Consider the following 19353-nt stretch of genomic DNA (forward strand, 5'->3'; position numbering starts at 1 on the left):
GCTCACCTCACACACTTAGTTTTTTCGTCAAGTAGAGACGACTTAACCATACCGTTACACTCATCCATCCCATCAGACCGAGCCCAACCACAACCATCATCTCGTCCATGAACAATCGACTTTCTAGGAAAAAGAACGCCGTCACTGGAACGGCAATCAACGCCCCAAGCATCAATATCGCAATAATCGGTGACCACAATGTGCGTTGCCATAGACTCCGCTCAATCAACACGAATGCGAAGATGAATAAAATGACGAGCACGATGAGCACTTGATGAATCAGGAAATTGACGAAAGACGCAGGATACATCGGCGAGAGAGCTCCATCGAAGCGAATCGCTTGTTCGAACGACCCACCCACCGGAATCATCTGCGAGTCCAACCAACTCGAAAACGCTATGTACTGGAGTTTGAGCGCAATCCACTGGACGGAGAACAAGCCAAGGATCATCAACATCATCGTCACTAGCTTCGCACCGAAGACGATCATCCGTTTTTGCGGCATGAGCAATAGGCGCATCATGAACGTCCCACGGCCTTGGAAGTCACGGTACCAAATCCAAAAACTGAAGAATACCATCGCCGCGACCGCCACGCCGATTGACAAGATGAACGGTGTCCCTCCGAGATAATTGGCAAACGTTAAGACGTAATCTGGCGTCCCGGTGCGACGAATCTCTTCATACATATTCGTCTCGCTCCATAAAAAGAAGCCGAGCCAAGCGAACTGTGCGACAACAAGCAATGTGATCAAGATGAGATACGGTTTCGTCGCCCGCTCCACTTCCCACCCGAGTAATTTTAATAGGTTCACGCGCCATACTCCTCTCTCATGACATCGACAATCGACTTCCCATGAATGAAGCGGACGTCCTCGACATCGAACTCGCGAACGATCCGGCCGCGGTTCAACATGACGGCCTTGTCGACCAAGTATTCGATGTCTTCAATCTCATGCGTCGTAATCAACACGCCGCGGTCTTCCATAATGTCACTCGAGAACAACTCGACAATTTGTTCTTTCGAGAACACGTCGATCCCTGAGAATGGTTCGTCTAGCAACAAATAGTCCGGATCTTGGGCAATGCCGAGCGCCAAGTTCACTTTCGCGAGCGTCCCTTTCGACAGTTCGTTCAACTTGTCCTCCGGGAACAGCTTGAACTCATCGACAAGACGGGCAAACAATTTCGGGTCGAACTTTGGATAAAAGTCGCGCATGAACGCCTCGCACTGTTCAATGGTGAAATGGATGGGAAACGTCGAATGGTCCGGTACGAACGCGACACGATTCAAATCGATCGGTTTGCCGTCGACAAGCACCGTCCCCTGGTCGAACGGCGTCAGTCCCATGATGCCTTTTAAAATCGTCGATTTCCCGGTACCGTTCAACCCGATCAAGCACGTGATTTCCCCTTTTTGGGCCGTGAACGACACCTCTTCGATGACTTGTTTTTTGCGGTAACGCTTCTTAACTCCCAGTACTTCGATCATTAATATTCCCCTCCCCGTATTGCCGTTTGATTTTATCGACGAGCTCATCCATCGTGACGTCAAGTTCTTGAATCGATTCGACAAAGACAGCGACTGCCTCATCGACGAGTTCCGTGCGGATGCGTTTCAATACATGTTCATCGGTCGTCACGCGGCTCGGACGGTTCCGTTCGGTCGTAATCAATTGTTGTTCCTCCATCTCTTTGAACGCCTTTTGGACGGTGTTCGGATTGATTTTCAGTTCGGTCGCGAGCTCACGTCGCGACGGCATCTCTTCGCCCGCCTGCAGTTCGCCAAGCGCCATCTTCTTTTTGAAGTAATCGACGACTTGAATGTAAACCGGGGCTCTCGTGTTGAATTGTATGATCATGTTGTCACCTCTCTAAGTGTATGATGCGAATAATACACTATCTAACTGTATTATCACCATAGTACACTAACGGAGTCAACAGTTTTTTCCAAAACAAAAACGCATCCCCTATAAATGGATGCGTCAACTAGATGGAACGATTTGATCGGCCTGGGCTTGCGGGTTGATCGTTTTGATGTAATGCGCTTCTCCCGGCCAATACCGGCGTTCGTACTTAGCAAGCCGCTCCGACAAGTCGCCGATATACGTATCACGATTCAAGACCCGTTCATACCGGACTTCCCGCGGACAGTCGAGATAGACGATGTAGTCAAAATAAGGACGCCACTCGTCCCGCAATAAGAAGATCCCTTCGATCAAGACAAGTGTGTTCGGAGCAATCTCAATTGTTCGCATGTTGACCGCGTCCTGGTCTCGCTCATAATACGGCAACATCAGATTCGTCTGCCCTTCCCGAAGCGGTTTGAACAAGGTCTCCACGAGCAACTCGACGTCCCATTGGAGCGCATAATATTCCATCGCCTCTGACTGTCCCGTCGCGTAACGTCGGTGCCGCTCGACGATAAAGTCGTCAATATGTAACACCACTTCATTCGTTGCAATCCCGCGTAGTTGTTCGACCATCGTCGTCTTCCCTGCCCCGCTCAACCCGTCGATCGCGACGAGGAACGGCCGATCCGGCTCGCGTCTAACATATTCACGGTGAATATCTGCACGAAGTAGCTCCATCTTTCCATCTCCCCACATGAAAAAGTCAGCCCCGCTAGCGAGGCTGACTTCAGTTTACCAGAGCACCCAACCTTTCGCTCCCGGCGGCGCACTTTCAATCAAGTGCCAAATCGGAATCGTATAGGCGAAGGCAATTAAAACGAACGTGACCGTAATCCAAAGCTTCCAATTCTCGAAGAAACGCGGTGTCTCCATCGCCGCCTCTTCGGTCTCGGCGAGCGGGAACTCCTCTTCTCCCTTCGGAGCGAGGAACGACAAGTTGAACATTGAATAGACGAAGATGAGGACCGAAATCAAGAGGATCGTCCCGCCAATCGCCATCGCGATGTGGTATGGAATCCACTCGCGCGTAAGCGCATCCGAGAAGTACGTTGCCGGACCGGTCCGACGCGGATTACCTTGCAGTCCTGAGATGTGCATTGCGTAAGACATGATCGACATTCCGAACGCCCACGTGCCTGCTTGAATTAATCCGATTCGATTCATCTTTTTCGTTAGAATACGACCGCGCAATACCGGCACGAGCCAATATGCCGTTCCGAAGAACGTCAAGGCGACGGCCGTTCCGACCGTGATATGGAAGTGGCCCGTGACCCAAAGTGTGTTGTGGACCATCGCGTTCAATTGGTGCGATGCGTTGATGATTCCGCCGGCTCCAGCCGGAATGAAGAACAACATGCCGACGAACGGAGCGAGGAAACGGACATCCCCATATGGCATCTTCTTGACCCAACCAAATAAACCGCGAGCTCCGAGTGCGCGGCCGCGCAGCTCGAACGTCGCAAACAGCGAGAACGCCGTCATAAACGACGGGATGACGACGAGGAACGTCAAGATGACTTGAACGAACTTCCAGAACGGTTCAATCCCTGGTTCCGTCAACTGGTGATGGAAGCCGACCGGGAACGAGAATAGCAGGAACAACAGGAATGCCATCCGGGCGAGCGCATCGGAGAAAATCTTTCCGCCGATGACTTTCGGCACGACCGTATACCAGACAATATAGGCCGGCATGAGCCAGAAATAGACGAGCGGATGACCGAAATACCAGAAGAGCGTCCGTGACAACTCGATTCCGACCGTGTCTTTCCAACCAAGCGAGAGCGGGAGCAGTTGGAATAAAATCGTTCCGGCGACACCGAGCGTGGCGATGACCCACAAGAGCATCGTCATGATACTCATATACGCCGGAAGCGGCGGATGAATACCTGGGTTCTCCCGTTTGTAGTCCGCATACATCCGGAACATGGCGAACGCCGATAACCACGTACCGACGACGAACAAGACGAGACCGATATAAAACACTGGGTCGGCCATGAGTGGTGCGTAGAACGTATACAAAACGGTCGCTTTATTGGCGAGCACCATGATCGTGACGAGCACGGCGCCGGCGATAATCATCCAAAACCCGAGCCAAGCAACCCTCGTTGGGAACGACTCAAAGCGTCCGAACGACTTGGCGAGGAGCGCGTAAAGCAGACCGATGATGAACATTGTCGTGAAAACGAGACCGAGCATGATGCCGTGTGCAGTCAACAGTTGATAATAGCCGAACACTTCCGGGATGACACCGGTCCGGATGAGCGTCTGCATGAGTCCGGCTAGTCCACCGATTAAGACGGCGAGGACCGAGATGACGACGTGGGCATAGGCGAGGCGTGCTTCTTTGACACCGATACTCGGTACCGGTACGCCGCGTTCCATTTCCCACTGCTTTAGTTTTGAGGCTACGTCATTCATTTAGTCCACCACCTTAATTTTTGTCGACATCATGTGATGTCCGGTACCACAATATTCGTTACAAAGGATTAAAAATTCGCCCGCCTCATCGAACGTATACGTGAGCGAGTTGATATGACCAGGTACGACCATCATATTGACCGGTGTGCCCGTCAACTGGAAACCGTGAACGACGTCCGGTGACGTGACGAGAAACGTGACTTTCGCCCCTTTTGGAATCTCGACGTTGCCCGGCGTGAACGTGAACGCTTGCGCGACCATGACAAGTTCATATTCGTTGTCGTCAATTTTATGAAGTCCCGGTTTGTCGAACGGTGCGGTTTGATGTACTTTCGCCGGATCGATTAAATCCGCGTCCGAAGCCGGTTGATTTCCTGCCGCAAAGGCAGAGATACCAAGCACGGTTAAAAACACACCTAATAAAATGATGCCGAATACAAGCCAATATTTTTCAAGTTTATGAATATGCATCTGTTGCTCTCCTCCTGCTCGTTATCGCGTCATAAATAGGTAAAACACTGACGACCACATGGCAATGATGACGCCCGCGACAATCATGACCGATGTGAACGTGCCTTTTAAGTTCGGTTCTTGTCCATCGTTTTTCTCCACGTGAAGGACCCCTTTCCCTGTGATTTCCACTTTTATTGTATGAAATGGGATGGGGATTAATATGTGACATTTATCACTCCAAAAGTGACAATCACATCAAATTTGCGTAGTTTCCACACATAAAGTTCACATTTGGTATAAAGGCATACAAAAAAGGCGATTGTCCCGACACGAATCGAGTCAACCACCTGTTCGGTTTCACGCGCTTTGACAAGGTGAAATGTTGCAGCTCTCTTGAAAGATTAAAGCCGACAGATACCGGCGGGACAGCCTTCGCAGTAACATAGTTCTTTCAAGAAATCGATGTCATGCAAAATCATCTCTGTCCCCGTCGTCGTCAACATGCCTTCCTTCCGCCACTGGTTCATCATCCGATTCACCGTCTCGCGAGGTGCGCCAATCAGCTGACCGAGCTCCCCGTCTGACGGATGTTTCGGCACGACGATCCCTTCTGCTGACTCGACGCCGTCCATCGCCGCCATGCGTAATAACGTGGAGGCGAGGGCACCCGGTTTCCCATATAGCAGCAAGTCACGGAGTTTCATCTCGGACTGCTTGCGCATCATCGACGTCCACCGCAATACTTCAGTGGCCAACTGCGCATCGCGCCGAACGAGTTCATCCATCTCTTGCTTCGAGATCCAACCGATGACACTGTCCGATGTCGTCTCGATGCTATACGAACTCGGGAACACCTCGTCGATATCGAACTCCCCGAAGAAGTCGTCCGCCCCATAGATGAACATGATGAGTGCGCTCCCTTTTTTCGTCAGCTTCGTGAATTTGACGGAACCGCTCTTCAAATAAAAGAACTTGTTGCACTTCTCGCCTTCCCAACAAACGATGCTCCCTTTCGAATGATCTTGAAACGTCATCATCTCGAGCAAGAGCTGTTTCGTCTCTTGCGAAAAGACAAAGCTGTTCGGTTTGGTCGTTCCGCATTTCATAGTCATGTTATCTGCTCCCTCCACTAATCGTATATCTGATTAAGTCTCGTACGTCATGTGTATGGCTATATTATACAAGAGGTATGTAGCTAGTTTCATAAAAGTATGTGACATTTCAAACAATCTTCTTATTCTTTGCCCACAAAAAAAGACTGCAGGCTCCCTGCAGTCTAGTCTGGTCAACGGTAGACGAGTCGAATCAACTTCTCGGCCGCTTTGAAGTTCGGATAACGAATTGGTAAATCAAATTTCGTCGTGTTTCGTAAAATCGATTTGGCGTGACTAAACGTCTCAAAACTGTAACGTCCATGGTACGAGCCCATCCCGCTCTCGCCGACGCCGCCGAACGGCAGGTTCGGGTTCGTCAAATGCATGAGCACGTCATTGACACAGCCTCCACCGAACGTGAGGTGTTTCATCACGGTCTGCTCCACGGCTTTCGTCTCGGTGAACAAATAGAGCGCGAGCGGATGCGGACGCGATGACACAAACTCAATCACTTCGTCGAGTTGGCGGTACGTGAGGACTGGTAGAATCGGTCCGAAAATCTCATCTTTCATCACGTTCGCGTCCTCCTCGATATCCGTCAACACGGTCGGGGCAATCTTCAATTCGTCCCGGTCCGTCTGGCCACCAAAGAAAATGTCTCCTTCTGTCAAATATGCGGTCAAGCGGTCGAAGTGGGTCTCATTGACGATTCGTGTGAACCGTTTCGTCCCGACGCCGTTTCCGAACATCGTGAACGCCTCCCGTTTGATGGCCTCGAGGAATGCCTCTCGTTTAGATTCGTGGACAAGGACGTAATCCGGAGCGACGCATGTCTGCCCGGCATTCATCCATTTGCCCCAGGCGATGCGCTTGGCTGCAATTTCGATATTGGCATCTTCATGGACGATGGCCGGTGATTTCCCACCAAGTTCGAGCGTGACGGGCGTCAAGTGCTTCGCCGCCGCTTCCATGACGATTTTCCCGACTGGCGTCGACCCTGTGAAGAAGATATGGTCCCATTTCTGGGCAAGCAACTCGGTCGCAACGTCCTTATCCCCTTCGACGCTGACGACGTAGCGGTCGGTGAACGCCCGTTCGAGCACTTTCGTGATCATTTGGGCGACGTTCGGTGTCAATTCCGAAGGTTTCACGACAGCCGTGTTGCCTGCGGCAATCGCTCCGATGAGCGGCGCCATCGCCAATTGAAACGGATAGTTCCACGGAGCGATCACGAGTACCGTTCCGTAAGGTTCATACATGACCTCACTTTGCGTCCCCAGATGGATTGAGGCGCCACGGACACGTTTCGGGCGCATCCAACGCTTCAACTCACGTGTCGTCCGTGTGATTTCGTCATAGACGAAACCGATCTCCGTCGTGAACGCGTCGAGTTCTGATTTGTTCAAATCCTGCTCCAACGCTTGAAGAATCTCTGCTTCATGATGCTTGATTGACTCTTTTAAAAACGTCAACATGCTGAGACGGAATGCGAGCGACTTGGTCGCTTGCGTCCGAAAGAAGCGACGCTGTTTACGAATGAGCTCTTCAATGGTCAACTGTTCGATTGGTGCGAGCATAAATCTGCCTCCCTTGGATGATAACGCTAGCTTCATCTTATCATCTTCACTCGGTCAGCGACCATTTTGAACCTTCGATATGCGTCCGTCCTATCTGACAGGCACGTCCCGTTTCTTCGTTTGTTGCATGACGACAAATATCAAACCGGCGACGAGCAGGATGCCACCTGTCAGCGCGAATTTTTGTGTCAGCGTAATCGAGAGCCAGCCTAACAATGCCGAGCCCGTCACTGTCCCGAGCGAGAAGAACGCATAAAAATAGCCGTACGACTTACCACGATTGGCCTGATTCGTCGCTTTAATCAACATCGTATTGATGGCTGGGAATAAGATGGCGAACCCGACGCCATACAAGGCGAGGACAGCGTACAAGAGGAGCGACGTCTCTGATTGGCCAATCAACAGTTGGCTCACACCGAGAATGCCGACACCGAGTGCCGCGAGCTTCGCTGGTTCGATTTGGTCGAACAGGCGATTCGTCGGCAACACAAACACGAGCACCGCCATGATACCGAACGTGCTGAGCAATGTCCCGCTCAGACGAGAGTCATACCCGAGCGCCTGCACGTAAAGGGGAAGCAAGTACGCGATTGCCCCTTGCGAGAACATCAAGAGGAAGGCGCCGATATACGCTTTCACTACGTCTCGTTCCAGGCGCGACGTCCCTTCATCTGTACGATGGGAAGGTTCAAGCGTTAACTTCGACGGGCGCAAAAAGACGAGTGCGAGGAGCGCGACGGCTACCCCGAACAGCGCGACGTACGTGAAGACGATCGGCACGGTCGTCTGGCTGGCCATGATGCCGCTGAACGCCGGACCGACGATGGCTGCCAAACCAACAAAACTGCCGGTCAATGCCACTTTTTTACCTTGTCGGTTCGCGGCAGTCAGATTGGCGGACAACGTGAACGCGGCTGGGACAATCAAACCCGCTACAAAGCCGTGCACGATCCGGACAATTAATAGCGTCGTCGCTGTGTCGACGAGATGATACGACAAGAGACTGAGGCTCGACAGCGCAAGACCAACGAGCAAGATGACGATCGGACCAATCCGGTCGGTCCAAATGCCGGATAAAATGTTGCCGAACGTATTCGACAACGAGTAGACGGCGATGACGAGCCCTGCGATGAACGGTGTCGCACCAACCGATGTCGCAAACGTGCTCATGACCGGAAGCTGGGCGAATAAATCAAAGAAGGCAAAAAAGACGATACTATAAATGACAAAAGCGGACGCTTTATTCATGATGACAACTCCTTGATCCAGCCCGATACGGGAACTGTTCGTTTCAGCTTCAGTCTAGCCTGCCAGTTTCACTTTGTATACAAGACAAGGCGCGCGGACACAAAAACGCCTTACAAACCAATGGTCTGTAAGGCGTGTTCATTAGTTTGTGACTTCGACCGCTGTATCGAGTGCGACACGAATCATTTCGTCAAACGTCGATTGACGCTCTTCCGATGTCGTCTCTTCACCTGTCAACAAGTGGTCTGAGATTGTGAGGATCGTCAACGCATTCACTTTGTGTTTCGCAGCGAGTGTGTAGAGACCTGCCGCTTCCATCTCGATGGCGAGGCAACCGAAGTCGGCCCACTTCTTGAAATGGTGGAAATCATCCTGGTAGAACTGGTCGGCTGTGAAGATTTGACCGACTTTGACCGGAATACCAGCCTTTTCGGCGTTCAAATATGCACGATGTAGGAGGTCGAACGTCGCTGTCGGTGCATAGTCCATGCCGTTGAAACGAACCCGGTTTTGGGCCATCTCACTCGATGCACTCATCGCGATGACGACGTCACGTACTTTGACGTCTTCTTGAATTCCGCCAGCCGTACCGACACGAATCAAGTTTTTTACGCCGTATGACATAATCAATTCGTTCACGTAAATCGACATCGATGGAACACCCATCCCAGTCCCTTGAACGGAAATACGTTTTCCTTTATATGTTCCTGTGAAGCCATACATGCCGCGGACTTCGTTGTATAACTCAACATCCTCGAGGAACGTCTCCGCGATATATTTCGCACGCAACGGATCTCCTGGCAATAATACCGTTTCTGCGATTTGTCCTGCTTCTGCCCCAATGTGTACACTCATGATTAAATTCCTCCTTCAAGATAGTCGTTGGCACTGCTCCCGATATTCATTCGGGGTGATACCAATCTGTTTTTTGAAGACTTTCCGGAAATACTTATCATCCGAAAAGCCGACCGCTTGGGCGACTTCATAAATACGTTGTCTACTCGTCTCAAGGAGACGTTTCGCCTCGAGCATCCGGATCGACAGCAAGTATTCGGATAAGTTGACGCCGTACTGCTGTTTGAAGCGACGCGATATGTATTCGCGGCTCAAGTAAAAGCGCTCGCTCATCCCTTGTAAGCTGAGTTCTTCCGCATAATGGCGTTCGATGAACGCGCCAATCTGTAGAATCGGATCGTCTTCGTCAGGAATGACGTCGGCGAGGGCACGTGCGAGCGTCTCGTTCAAGACATCCGGGTCAATCGGTTTCAGCAAGTAGTCGAAACTGCCTAGCTGGATCGCGCGCCGCATGTACGAATATTCGTCATAGCCCGTCAAGACGATCAGTTTGGCCGTCTCCGCCTCCATATGGACCCACTCCATCAACTCGATGCCGTTACATCGAGGCATTTGAAGGTCCGATAAAATCAACGCCGGCCGTTCTTTGACGATAATCCGTTTCGCTTCTTCCCCGTCTTGCGCCTCAATCACTTTCGTGACGCCGAGCCGGTCCCACTCCCCGAGCAGTTTCACCGCTTCCCGTACCGGCGATTCATCATCAACGATCAACACTTTCGTCATGACGCATCCGCCTCCTTTACGGCCGGGAAACGCATGACAATACGAAATCCGCCTGTCTCTGGTGTAGCCAACATAAACTGAGCCTCCCGATTATAGTTTAACATGAGTCGATCCCGAATGTTCTTTAAACCGGTACCTTCCGCCCCATTCAATGGCTCGGTCGATACCTCGATCCGTTCTTTCAATAGCGTCAACTCTTCATCCGAGAGATCGCGTCCGCTATTCTCACAATGAATCACAAGATTTTGTCCCGACTGATGAATTCGCACGGAGAAACGGTTGGCCGCTGTCGCACCGTCGCGCTCAAACCCATGCTTGAAAAAGTTCTCGGCGAGCGGCTGCAAAATCATCTTCGGCACAATCAAATCGAGGAGCGGCTCCGGCACATCGACCTCAATCTCAAATTGATCCGGGAACCGGACTTGTTGCAAGCGAATGTAGGACGTGAGGTGATCGACTTCTCGCTTTAGCGTCACGAGCGACTCATCAGGGTGCATCGTATAGCGCATCATCGAGGAGAGCTGCGTGATGAGACGGTACACCGTCTTGCCATCGCCTTTCAATGCGAGCGTCCCGATTGACTGCAAGGCGTTGAACAGGAAGTGTGGGTTCGTCTGGGCTTGGAGCGCCCTCAGCTCATTCGTCCGATTCTCGAGCGCCAATCGGTACTCCCGTTGAATCAAATCATCGATTCGTTCAATCATCCGCTTGAACTGCCGTCCGAGCACGCCGAACTCATCATTTCCGAGGGAATCGAATGAGACCGTCATGTCCCCTTGTTCGATTCGCCAAATGTTCGACGTGAGCGTCTTGATTGGAGTCGTCAAACGCATCGAGGCATAGGTCGCCCCAATCAATGCCAATACGAGCGACACCATCCCGACGACAAAGATGATGAACGACGTCCGCGACGCCGGCTCGGTCAACAATCGATCCGGTATCGATTTTCCGACGTAGAACGTCTGGTTCTCAAACTCGAACGATTTGACGATACGGTGATGCTTTCCATCGCTCGACAGCGAGTTCGTCGATACATTTTGCGGGATTTCACCGTCACCGAGTTGTGCGAACACTTGATTGCCTCCCCCGACGAACCAGAGGCTCTCGCTCGGATTGTTCTGTAGTGAGGCGAGTTGGCCGATGAAAATGTCCTCCGGAATATCAATCGACAATATCGCGAGTGGCTGATCCGTCTCGATTTTGTCGAGTCGGAAATGGAGTGTGACGACCTGCTCTTCCGAGACGAGCGGCCCGAAATCATGATAGGGCACGAGCGGATGCGAGGCCTCAAGCAGGACGCGGCTCTCCTCATATTTCAATAGTTGTTGCTGAATCTCACTTGGCTGCCGTTTCGAGCGCGGGGACACTTTCATCTTATAGGCGGCGAACGAATCCATATCCTCAAGCATGAGCAGTTGGATTTGGGCCACATCCTCACGGGATAAGTACATCCCGAGCAGCGCCCGTCGTACCTCGAGTTCAGTCTGTTCGAGCGACAGTCCCGGGCCGTACTCGAGAATATCGAGCACATCCCGATTCGCATACAGACTCGTCGGCAAGCGACTCAAGTCCGAGACATACCGTTCCATCTGTAGTGTGCCTCGCTCAAGCGACCATTCCGTGAGCTGAAGCCCCCGTTCCCGCTCCCGGTCTTTGACGTACCAAAAGGAAATGATCGTCGCCAAAATGACGGGAACGATAATCGTCAATGCGATCATTCCCGTCAGCTTCGTCCGAATGCTCATCCACGTATCGCCTCCTCGCTGTCATTATATCACGGCTTATGCAAGCGTTTGCAATACTTGAAAATAAAAAGGTCTATGACCTTTGTTCCGGCCATAAACCTCGTTATTTATTCGTATGATTGAATCAATTCGATGATGCCTGTCGGTTGCCCGGAGTCAGCTGCGAGTTCGGCCGGCGTCATGCCATCCTCGTTCTCAAGCGAGACGTCGGCGCCGTTCTCAAGCAACAACCCAACCGTATCGATGTCCACGCCTTCATTATAGAGCAAGTTATGAAGCGGCGTGTCGCCGTACAAGTCTTGCGTGTTGACGTCAGCCCCGTCTGCCAGTAAGGCCTCAAACTCTTCGTACGTTGCGGCGTTGTAGGCAAGTTCTTGAATCGGCTCTTCTGCCATGGCATCAAGAGAGCCGAACCCTTCTGAGAAGCCAGTCAATCCGTCGCTCGTGAACAACCAGGCGACAATGGCCACATTGACAATGACACTCAATACAATCGTCCCGATAATCGACCCTTTGACATACCCTGCCGTCTTGAAGACCGGAACGTTCGTCTCACCGGCGTTCGTCGCGATGGCCGCAATTCGTTTCGGGAGTGGCGGATGTGTCGATAACAACTCGCTCAACTTGGCGATAAATCCGTTCTCACGACTCGCTTCATATAAGTAGTCAAACTCGCTCACTTCTTTTGCCAATTTCCCACCAATCGCAAGAATCGTGAGAGCACGTTTCGATGCCGCCTGATCTTGAATATGATGGGCGGCCATACGGTCACACGTAAACTCACAAGCACGCGAATAAGCCGACCCTAAAAACGGAATCCAACCGCCGAGCATCATCGCCCATTGTTTTTGGACATGATTCCGGCGAATATGTGCCAACTCATGGGCAATGACAAATTCAACTTCTTTCGTATATCCGTCACGTGACAACTCGACGACATCCGAATACAGAATGACCATGTTCTTTTGGAAGAAACGAGTCGCAAAAGCGTTCAAGACGCCTCCGGCTTGAAGAATGTACACGTCTGGGAGTAAGCGAATTCCCATTTCCTGCCCGACACGCTGATACGTCTGATACAGGTCGGCGAATTGACGCTCCGTGACTTTGACGCCGTTCGTGCGAATATATCCGATTTGGAGCCAGTGTGTGAATAGAGACAGTGCTAAAATTGATCCGATCACCCATAAAAAGATGCCGAGCGAGGCAATCGTGAAGACGATTCCTAGCACCACCGTCAACACGCTGGCGGCGACGAGCAGTCCAAAATACAATGTTTCGTTCTTATGTACCAATTGCGATTGTTTCATGTAAAAATCCCCTTCATTTTCCATATGAAGTCCATTATACCGGATAAATGGATGTATTCAACAAAAAAATAGAAACTGACACGTATGTCAGTTTCTATTCGATCGTGAGGCGATACAGCTGGTCGTCCCCACTTCCAGGGTTGCCACGTCCGTCCGTATTGTTTGTGATGTAGTAAAGTCCGTCGTCTTCCAACCAGACGTCACGGATGCGACCTTTATCCTCGACGAGCGGGATGACCTCACGTGATTCCCGGTCGATGGCAACGAGGCGATTCCCGCGCAGCGTCGCCATATACACGTAACGGTCGTCGGCAACGATGCCCGACGGTGCCCACGACGTCTCCCCGACCTCGAACCATGGTGTCTCGAGCCCATCTCGTTCTTGGTCTGCCTCGATGAGCGGCCAGCCGTAATTGTTACCCTCTTCGATGATATTCACTTCATCGTGACCGGACGCCCCATGTTCACTCGCATAGAACGTATCCTCGATTTTCGTCAAACCTTGAGGATTGCGGTGCCCGGACGAATAAATCCAATCGGTCGGATTGCCCGCTCCGGATAATGGCACCCGTAACACTTTTCCGGCAATCGATGTCTCGTCTTGAGCAAGTTCCGGCACGAGCGCATCTCCGGTCGTGACCCAAAGCACGTCACCGTCGAGCAATAACCGTCCGCCGTTATGGAACTGGGCCCCTGGAATCTCATCGAGCACGACGTCCGTCTCTTCAAACTGATTGCCATCCCACGTCAACTCGACGACCCGGTTTTGGACGTTCCCGGGTGTCCCGTACGTATGATAAGCGTACAGTTGGCGTGACGTCGCAAAATCTACGGTCAACGCGAGTCCGAGGAGACCGCCTTCTCCGATTTCAAGCACGTCTTCGTCCAAGACGACCGCTTGTCGGTCGAGACTCCCGTCTGCATCGATGACGGCAATCGTGCCGCCGCGTTCTGAGACGAGCCATCCGTCATCGGTTTTTGCGATTGACCACGGTGCCTCTAACTGTTCGACAATCGATTCGGTCGCACCGGTCGACACGTCGCCTTCTGGCTCAGTTGGTTCCGGATCAGGTGCCGTGTCAGACGGTGCTTCTTCGGTCGACTCTTCGACTGGTGCCTGTTCAGGTTCCGGCGCCTCGGTCGATTCCGAGGCACAACCGGCAACAAATACGAGCGACAAGATGAACATCCATCGTCTCAACATGATCGCCTCCTTTTCACCATCATACCGTGTCTTTAGTTATCGCGTGAAGGTTCGGGTGGGCTAACCGGTAAACGCAGCGCAATCAACAGTGCGATGAATGCGGCAAGTGCCGCACCGATGAAGACCGTGTTCAATCCTGTGGCGATGAGTTGCTCGCCTTGGAGCCGGACTGTCGCGTTTAGCGCCTCGGTCATACTCCGATTGAAGAACGATTCGAGTGACACACCGCTTAACCCGGGCTCGTCACGGAAGCCACTCAGGACGATGAAGTTAAACACGGCACCGAATACGGCGACACCGAGCGTCTGACCGACGGTACTCAAGAAGGAGTTTGCCGCCGTCGCGGTCCCGCGTTGACGATAAGACACGACCGTCTGTAAAACGACGATGAACATCGGCTGTGACAAGCCGAACCCGACGCCGATAATGGCGACAGCGAGGTAGACGAACAGGTCTGGGCTTGATTGCGTGAGCAGCGTCAAGATGATTGTCCCGATCAACAAGAGACTCATTCCTGTCACGGCCCGACGCCGTGGCGAGGCCGCTCCAAGTGTACGGCCGCCGATAATCGACGTGAACGTCCAAGCGACCGAGAGTGGCATCAGCATGAATCCGGCTTCCGTCGCCGATTTACCAAGTACGGCCTGGGCCCAGATTGGGATATAGGCCGACATCGAGACGAGCACCCATGCCGCGAAGAAGACGGCGCCATTGATGGATGCGATAATCGGTTGTTTCAATAAATCGAGCGGTAGTAACGGTGTTTTCGCACGCCGCTCTGATAAAAAGAAACTGGTAAGCAGAACGACACTGAACACGGCACTGACGATGATCGATGGTGTCCAGACGTTCGTTTCGCTGAACGTGATCAGTCCATATAAGAATGCCGTCGTACCGAACGCGAACAACAGCGCCCCTTTGACGTCAATCCGCTCCGTCGTCTCGGTCACCGTCTCTTTATAGAAGACAATGATCATGATGAACGATAACAGTGCGAACGGTACGTTTAAGAGGAAGACGTAGCGCCAAGACAACGTCTCGACCAAGAACCCGCCGATGACCGGCCCGAGCACGCCCGAGACCCCCCAGACCGCGCTTAAGATGCCTTGAATCTTGCCACGTTCCTCATACTTATACAAATCGCCGATGATGGTCATCGAAATCGGCAATACCGCCCCGGCACCAAGTCCTTGGAGCGCCCGAAAGATAATCAATTGCTCCATCGATGTGGCGAGACCGCATAAGAGCGAGGCAAGGGTGAACAAACCGATCCCGAACAGTAGGACCCGCTTGCGACCGAACAAATCGGCCACTTTTCCATAAATCGGTGTCGACACCGCCGTGAACAGCAAGAAGGCGGCGAACACCCAACTCACGAGGGCGGCCCCGTTCAACTCGCTCGCGATGACCGGCGTCGCGACCGAGACGACCGTCCCTTCAATCGCCGCTAAAAAAGTCGCCAACAACAACGCGACCGTGACATTCTTTCTCATATCTGTCATCTCCCCAATAAAATAGTGGTGCCGGAAGGTTCCGAGCACCACTTCAACTGTCTATTATTTTGTGCGAGCGACGCCCGTTTGACAAGCCTCAACTTCCGATTCGAAAAAGAAACGTTTAATCTCAGCGTAGGCCTCCGTTTCGTCCGTTACGATAACGCGACCGGCGACCCGACCGTCCTTGAGCATCCACACTTCGTCAGCAAGCATCGCTGCGACGTCGAGCTGATGTGTCGAACAGACGATTGTCGCTCCACGCGCCGCTTCATCCCGTAACAGACCGCCGAGCAGATGCATCCATGTTGGGTCGAGTCCGTTCGTCGGTTCGTCGAGGAGTAGGATGTCTGGTTTGGTTACGAGCGCCTGCGCGAGCAAGAGCCGTTGTCGCATCCCTTTCGATAGCTTCCCAACGTGACGATGCCTCAGTTCATCGAGACCGACTCGCTTCAACAGTACCTTGTCCGGCTTCACACCTTGCCATAAGGCGTAATAGGCGTACGTCTCACCGACGGTCCAAGACGGGTCGAACGCAAAATCGTCTGGCATGTAACCGAACGTCTGATGGTACGCTTTCCCGTCACCAATCGTTCGACCGTTCAACGACACGCTCCCGACGCTTGGGGTGATCGTGCCGTTCATGAGATTCAACAGCGTCGATTTACCTGCCCCATTGCTGCCGCACAAAGCCACGATTTGACCCGCTTCTATCGTTACGTCGAGCGGATGGAGCGCCCATGACTCGCCGTAACGTTTCCCTACTTGCTTAAGCTGAATCATGTCGACCCTCCCGTCGTAACCACCAGGCTGAAGCGGATAGCATCCAAAGAATAACCGTTGCGATTGTAAAACCGACGACGGCCGTGCCGATTGATCCATCGAGCCAATCAATAAACGTCTCATAGATGGCGCCGAACAAATCAGGTGCTGCTAAAACCGCGCTCACCCAGACACGCAACAGTTCAAATCCGTTCAAGAACAAAGCACCGATCATCGCTTCCGCCTGAATCCCATACGGCATCCAAGCAATGACACTTACGAGTATCGTTGGCCACAATAAAATCATGACGATCCAGATGAGGAAAGACAGAAGGACGGCTTGAAGTCGATTTCGACCGATAACGCCAACGAACGTCCCGAGCGCCGCCCCATACGCGATGAGTCCGATTGAATAGGTCCATAAGACGAACCATGTGGTGAGGGGCATCGATACGACGAATGAGGCGAGTGCATAGGCGAGCGTCACGATCAAAGCTTGCGTCGCGAGAAAAGCGCTGTATCGCATCCAAATGAGACGAAACATCGATAGCGGGTACGTCGTCAAGAGGCGCAACCGTTTTGACTCCCGCTCTCCTCCCCATTGGAGTGCCGTCGTCAACATGACGAACAGCGGCAAGACGAGACCGATAATCGTGAGCAGTGACGCGTTGACGTTCGTGTAGGCAGACGCTACCGGCAGTGCTTGTCCAAGACCACCGAGCAAGACGAGCGTCACCATCCAAGTGAACAGGAAGACGTAACTCTCTTTTTGACGCAACGTGCGCGACCACTCGATCCGCCAGAGCATCATTTACTGTCCGTGGCCTTCTGATGAATCACTGTCACTCATCTTGTTGTCATCACCCGTGTTCATTTTTTTATGTTGGTTCATCTCACCACGTTCCCATGAATGCTCTTTCAAGTCGTCGAAGTCCATGACCGTTCCGCCGTTCTCATCCGCATATGCCTCAGCGTCCGCTTTTTTTGCGAACGAGACAATATTGTATGCCATCGGCGTCTTCGACATCTTATCGTGGACGAACGTTCCTTCCTCGAGATCGACCCATTCTTTCGTGTTATAGTCTTTGACGTACATGGCCGCAATGTCTTCCTCGGTCTGTTCCGGATACCAGTCCCGCATCAAACAACCGATGTCATCGAACGCATAGCCTTTTCCGTTGTCCATGATTGCCTCGGCAGCGAACTGTTCGTCCATGATTTTCATGTTGCACACTTCACATTCGGTCTCGCCCCATTTGATGTCGAACGGTTCCGCTGCCGCACTTGAACACGCCCCTAGCGCGAGTGTCAATCCAGATACGGTAAGTAATCCTGCCATCTTCTTATAAGTAATCATCTTGTTTCCTCCCAAATCGCCATAATAACATCAATAATCCACTTAACACGGTCGCCCCGACTGTTCCTTGCCACGTAAACTTGAAATTCGTCACAAGTGGCGCCGTGTCAATGAGCGTGACCTCATCGGGACTTCTGAGGGCACGCTCGAGTACGGTCAGCCCGGGGGCCCCGTACAATAATTCAAACGCTTCATACGAATCGGCGAGCAAAAACAAATACGGGTCAGCCCGATACGGAATCTCGCTCTGTCCGTCCTCGGTCAAATCAAGCGTCAGCCCGCCCCATCTGTTGCCGGTAATCACGTTGTCAGCCGCTTTGAACGATATGACCGGATAGCGATTATGTGTCAAATCATTCCCGGCCAGGGTCATCCCGGTAGCCCGCTGCAACCGCAACGCGATATCATTTCCGTTCACTCCGTTATGATGGATTGCCGTCCACTCCGATTTCTCGGCGTAAATCCCCACGCGGTTCCCATGAATTGCATTCGCACGAACGGTCGTCTCGACCGCCTCGAACAGCATGAGCCCCATCCCCGTCGCACCTGTCTGGTCATGAATTTGTCCATTTTCGATGCTGACGCGCTCGGTTCCCATCACCATCGCGCCGGTTTCGTTATGGTGCAGGATGGGTGAGGTGATTGAAACGTCCGTCGGGAACATGAGATGAATGCCGTACCGTGAGTTCATAACGAGTGGCCGAACCAATTCATGTCCGCTCCCATCTTCGATGTAAATCCCGTCTCGGGCGTGGTCGATGATGGCACCTTTAATCACCGTCGCTTCACTATTATGTACGGAGATGCCTTCTCCCCGACCTGTCCCGGTCACGTTCGGTCGAATCAACCGGACCCCATGACTGTCACTGACGGCAATCCCGGTCCCGGCTGCTTCGATTCTCGCATCGATGACTTGGTGGCCCAACCCCTCGACGAGCACCGCGGGTACAGTCGTCCGTTCGCACTGTTCGATCTCGACGTTCTCGAGCACGGCCCCGATTCCTTCGAGTTGGAAAGCGGGTCGTTCACAACTGATGAACCGTTTTCCTGCACCGTTGAACGTTTCGTTCGATTGAATCACAATCGGTTCTTCGAGCAACACCGGTTCTGTGTCCGCTTGAACAGCTATCGGTGAGAAGAACCATAACGCGAGTAACCAGCTTAGTCGTCTCATAACCCCTCCTCTTGATGAATCGCTTACAGAA

General features: G+C 52.3%; 20 protein-coding genes. All 20 read right to left on the bottom strand.

Features of this window, described 5'->3' with window-relative positions:
* Window positions 1-7 precede the first annotated feature (7 nt).
* The 20 genes from M467_RS29430 to M467_RS29520 all read right to left on the bottom strand — a co-directional run bounded on the left by M467_RS29430 (window position 8) and on the right by M467_RS29520 (window position 19322).
* Window positions 8-814, bottom strand: coding sequence for a hypothetical protein (locus M467_RS29430; protein ID WP_021067811.1), 807 nt, complete (start codon window positions 812-814; stop codon window positions 8-10).
* On the bottom strand, window positions 811-1491 hold the full coding sequence (locus M467_RS29435) for an ABC transporter ATP-binding protein (RefSeq protein ID WP_021067812.1): 681 nt from the start codon (window positions 1489-1491) through the stop codon (window positions 811-813). Before M467_RS29435 ends, M467_RS29430 begins: the two co-directional genes overlap by 4 nt.
* The gene (locus M467_RS29440) at window positions 1469-1861 is read right to left on the bottom strand and encodes a GntR family transcriptional regulator (protein WP_021067813.1); all 393 of its coding nucleotides are present in this window, start codon (window positions 1859-1861) and stop codon (window positions 1469-1471) included. Before M467_RS29440 ends, M467_RS29435 begins: the two co-directional genes overlap by 23 nt.
* 123 nt (window positions 1862-1984) lie before the next feature.
* Window positions 1985-2590 carry a kinase gene (locus M467_RS29445; RefSeq protein ID WP_021067814.1) on the bottom strand — a complete coding sequence of 202 codons (606 nt, stop codon included), beginning with the start codon at window positions 2588-2590 and terminating at the stop codon, window positions 1985-1987.
* Between the two features lie 54 nt (window positions 2591-2644).
* On the bottom strand, window positions 2645-4330 hold the full coding sequence (locus M467_RS29450) for a b(o/a)3-type cytochrome-c oxidase subunit 1 (protein WP_021067815.1): 1686 nt from the start codon (window positions 4328-4330) through the stop codon (window positions 2645-2647).
* Window positions 4331-4801 (bottom strand): cytochrome c oxidase subunit II, encoded by a 471-nt coding sequence (locus M467_RS29455; RefSeq protein WP_021067816.1) that lies wholly within the window; start codon window positions 4799-4801, stop codon window positions 4331-4333. It lies immediately after the preceding gene.
* Window positions 4802-4822: 21 nt separating this feature from the next.
* Window positions 4823-4942 (bottom strand): hypothetical protein, encoded by a 120-nt coding sequence (locus M467_RS31680; RefSeq protein WP_021067817.1) that lies wholly within the window; start codon window positions 4940-4942, stop codon window positions 4823-4825.
* A 242-nt stretch (window positions 4943-5184) separates the two neighbouring features.
* The gene (locus tag M467_RS29460; protein WP_021067818.1) at window positions 5185-5895 is read right to left on the bottom strand and encodes a Crp/Fnr family transcriptional regulator; all 711 of its coding nucleotides are present in this window, start codon (window positions 5893-5895) and stop codon (window positions 5185-5187) included.
* 173 nt (window positions 5896-6068) lie between these two features.
* Window positions 6069-7454: an aldehyde dehydrogenase gene (locus M467_RS29465; protein ID WP_021067819.1), complete on the bottom strand. Its 1386-nt coding sequence runs from the start codon at window positions 7452-7454 to the stop codon at window positions 6069-6071.
* Between the two features lie 90 nt (window positions 7455-7544).
* Complete coding sequence (locus tag M467_RS29470) at window positions 7545-8702, bottom strand: MFS transporter (protein WP_021067820.1); 1158 nt, start codon at window positions 8700-8702, stop codon at window positions 7545-7547.
* A 141-nt stretch (window positions 8703-8843) separates the two neighbouring features.
* Complete coding sequence (gene deoD / locus M467_RS29475) at window positions 8844-9557, bottom strand: purine-nucleoside phosphorylase (protein WP_021067821.1); 714 nt, start codon at window positions 9555-9557, stop codon at window positions 8844-8846.
* A gap of 15 nt (window positions 9558-9572) precedes the next feature.
* On the bottom strand, window positions 9573-10280 hold the full coding sequence (locus M467_RS29480) for a response regulator transcription factor (RefSeq protein WP_021067822.1): 708 nt from the start codon (window positions 10278-10280) through the stop codon (window positions 9573-9575).
* Complete coding sequence (locus M467_RS29485) at window positions 10277-12025, bottom strand: sensor histidine kinase (RefSeq protein WP_021067823.1); 1749 nt, start codon at window positions 12023-12025, stop codon at window positions 10277-10279. The genes M467_RS29480 and M467_RS29485 overlap by 4 nt, the downstream gene beginning before the upstream one ends.
* Window positions 12026-12132: 107 nt before the next feature.
* Entirely contained in the window at window positions 12133-13332 is a 1200-nt protein-coding gene (locus M467_RS31510) for a M48 family metallopeptidase (RefSeq protein WP_021067824.1), read from the bottom strand.
* 94 nt (window positions 13333-13426) lie between these two features.
* Window positions 13427-14533: a PQQ-dependent sugar dehydrogenase gene (locus M467_RS29495; protein WP_235045194.1), complete on the bottom strand. Its 1107-nt coding sequence runs from the start codon at window positions 14531-14533 to the stop codon at window positions 13427-13429.
* A 35-nt stretch (window positions 14534-14568) separates the two neighbouring features.
* Window positions 14569-16029, bottom strand: a complete 1461-nt coding sequence (locus M467_RS29500; RefSeq protein WP_021067826.1) for an MDR family MFS transporter — start codon at window positions 16027-16029, stop codon at window positions 14569-14571.
* A 63-nt stretch (window positions 16030-16092) separates the two neighbouring features.
* Complete coding sequence (locus tag M467_RS29505; RefSeq protein ID WP_021067827.1) at window positions 16093-16812, bottom strand: ABC transporter ATP-binding protein; 720 nt, start codon at window positions 16810-16812, stop codon at window positions 16093-16095.
* Window positions 16799-17602 carry an ABC transporter permease gene (locus M467_RS29510; protein WP_021067828.1) on the bottom strand — a complete coding sequence of 268 codons (804 nt, stop codon included), beginning with the start codon at window positions 17600-17602 and terminating at the stop codon, window positions 16799-16801. The genes M467_RS29505 and M467_RS29510 overlap by 14 nt, the downstream gene beginning before the upstream one ends.
* Window positions 17603-18148: a nitrous oxide reductase accessory protein NosL gene (locus M467_RS29515; protein WP_021067829.1), complete on the bottom strand. Its 546-nt coding sequence runs from the start codon at window positions 18146-18148 to the stop codon at window positions 17603-17605.
* Window positions 18135-19322 (bottom strand): NosD domain-containing protein, encoded by a 1188-nt coding sequence (locus M467_RS29520; RefSeq protein WP_021067830.1) that lies wholly within the window; start codon window positions 19320-19322, stop codon window positions 18135-18137. The genes M467_RS29515 and M467_RS29520 overlap by 14 nt, the downstream gene beginning before the upstream one ends.
* Window positions 19323-19353: the final 31 nt, after the last annotated feature.

This window comes from Exiguobacterium chiriqhucha RW-2, from assembly GCF_000416965.1.
Lineage (GTDB): Bacteria > Bacillota > Bacilli > Exiguobacteriales > Exiguobacteriaceae > Exiguobacterium > Exiguobacterium chiriqhucha.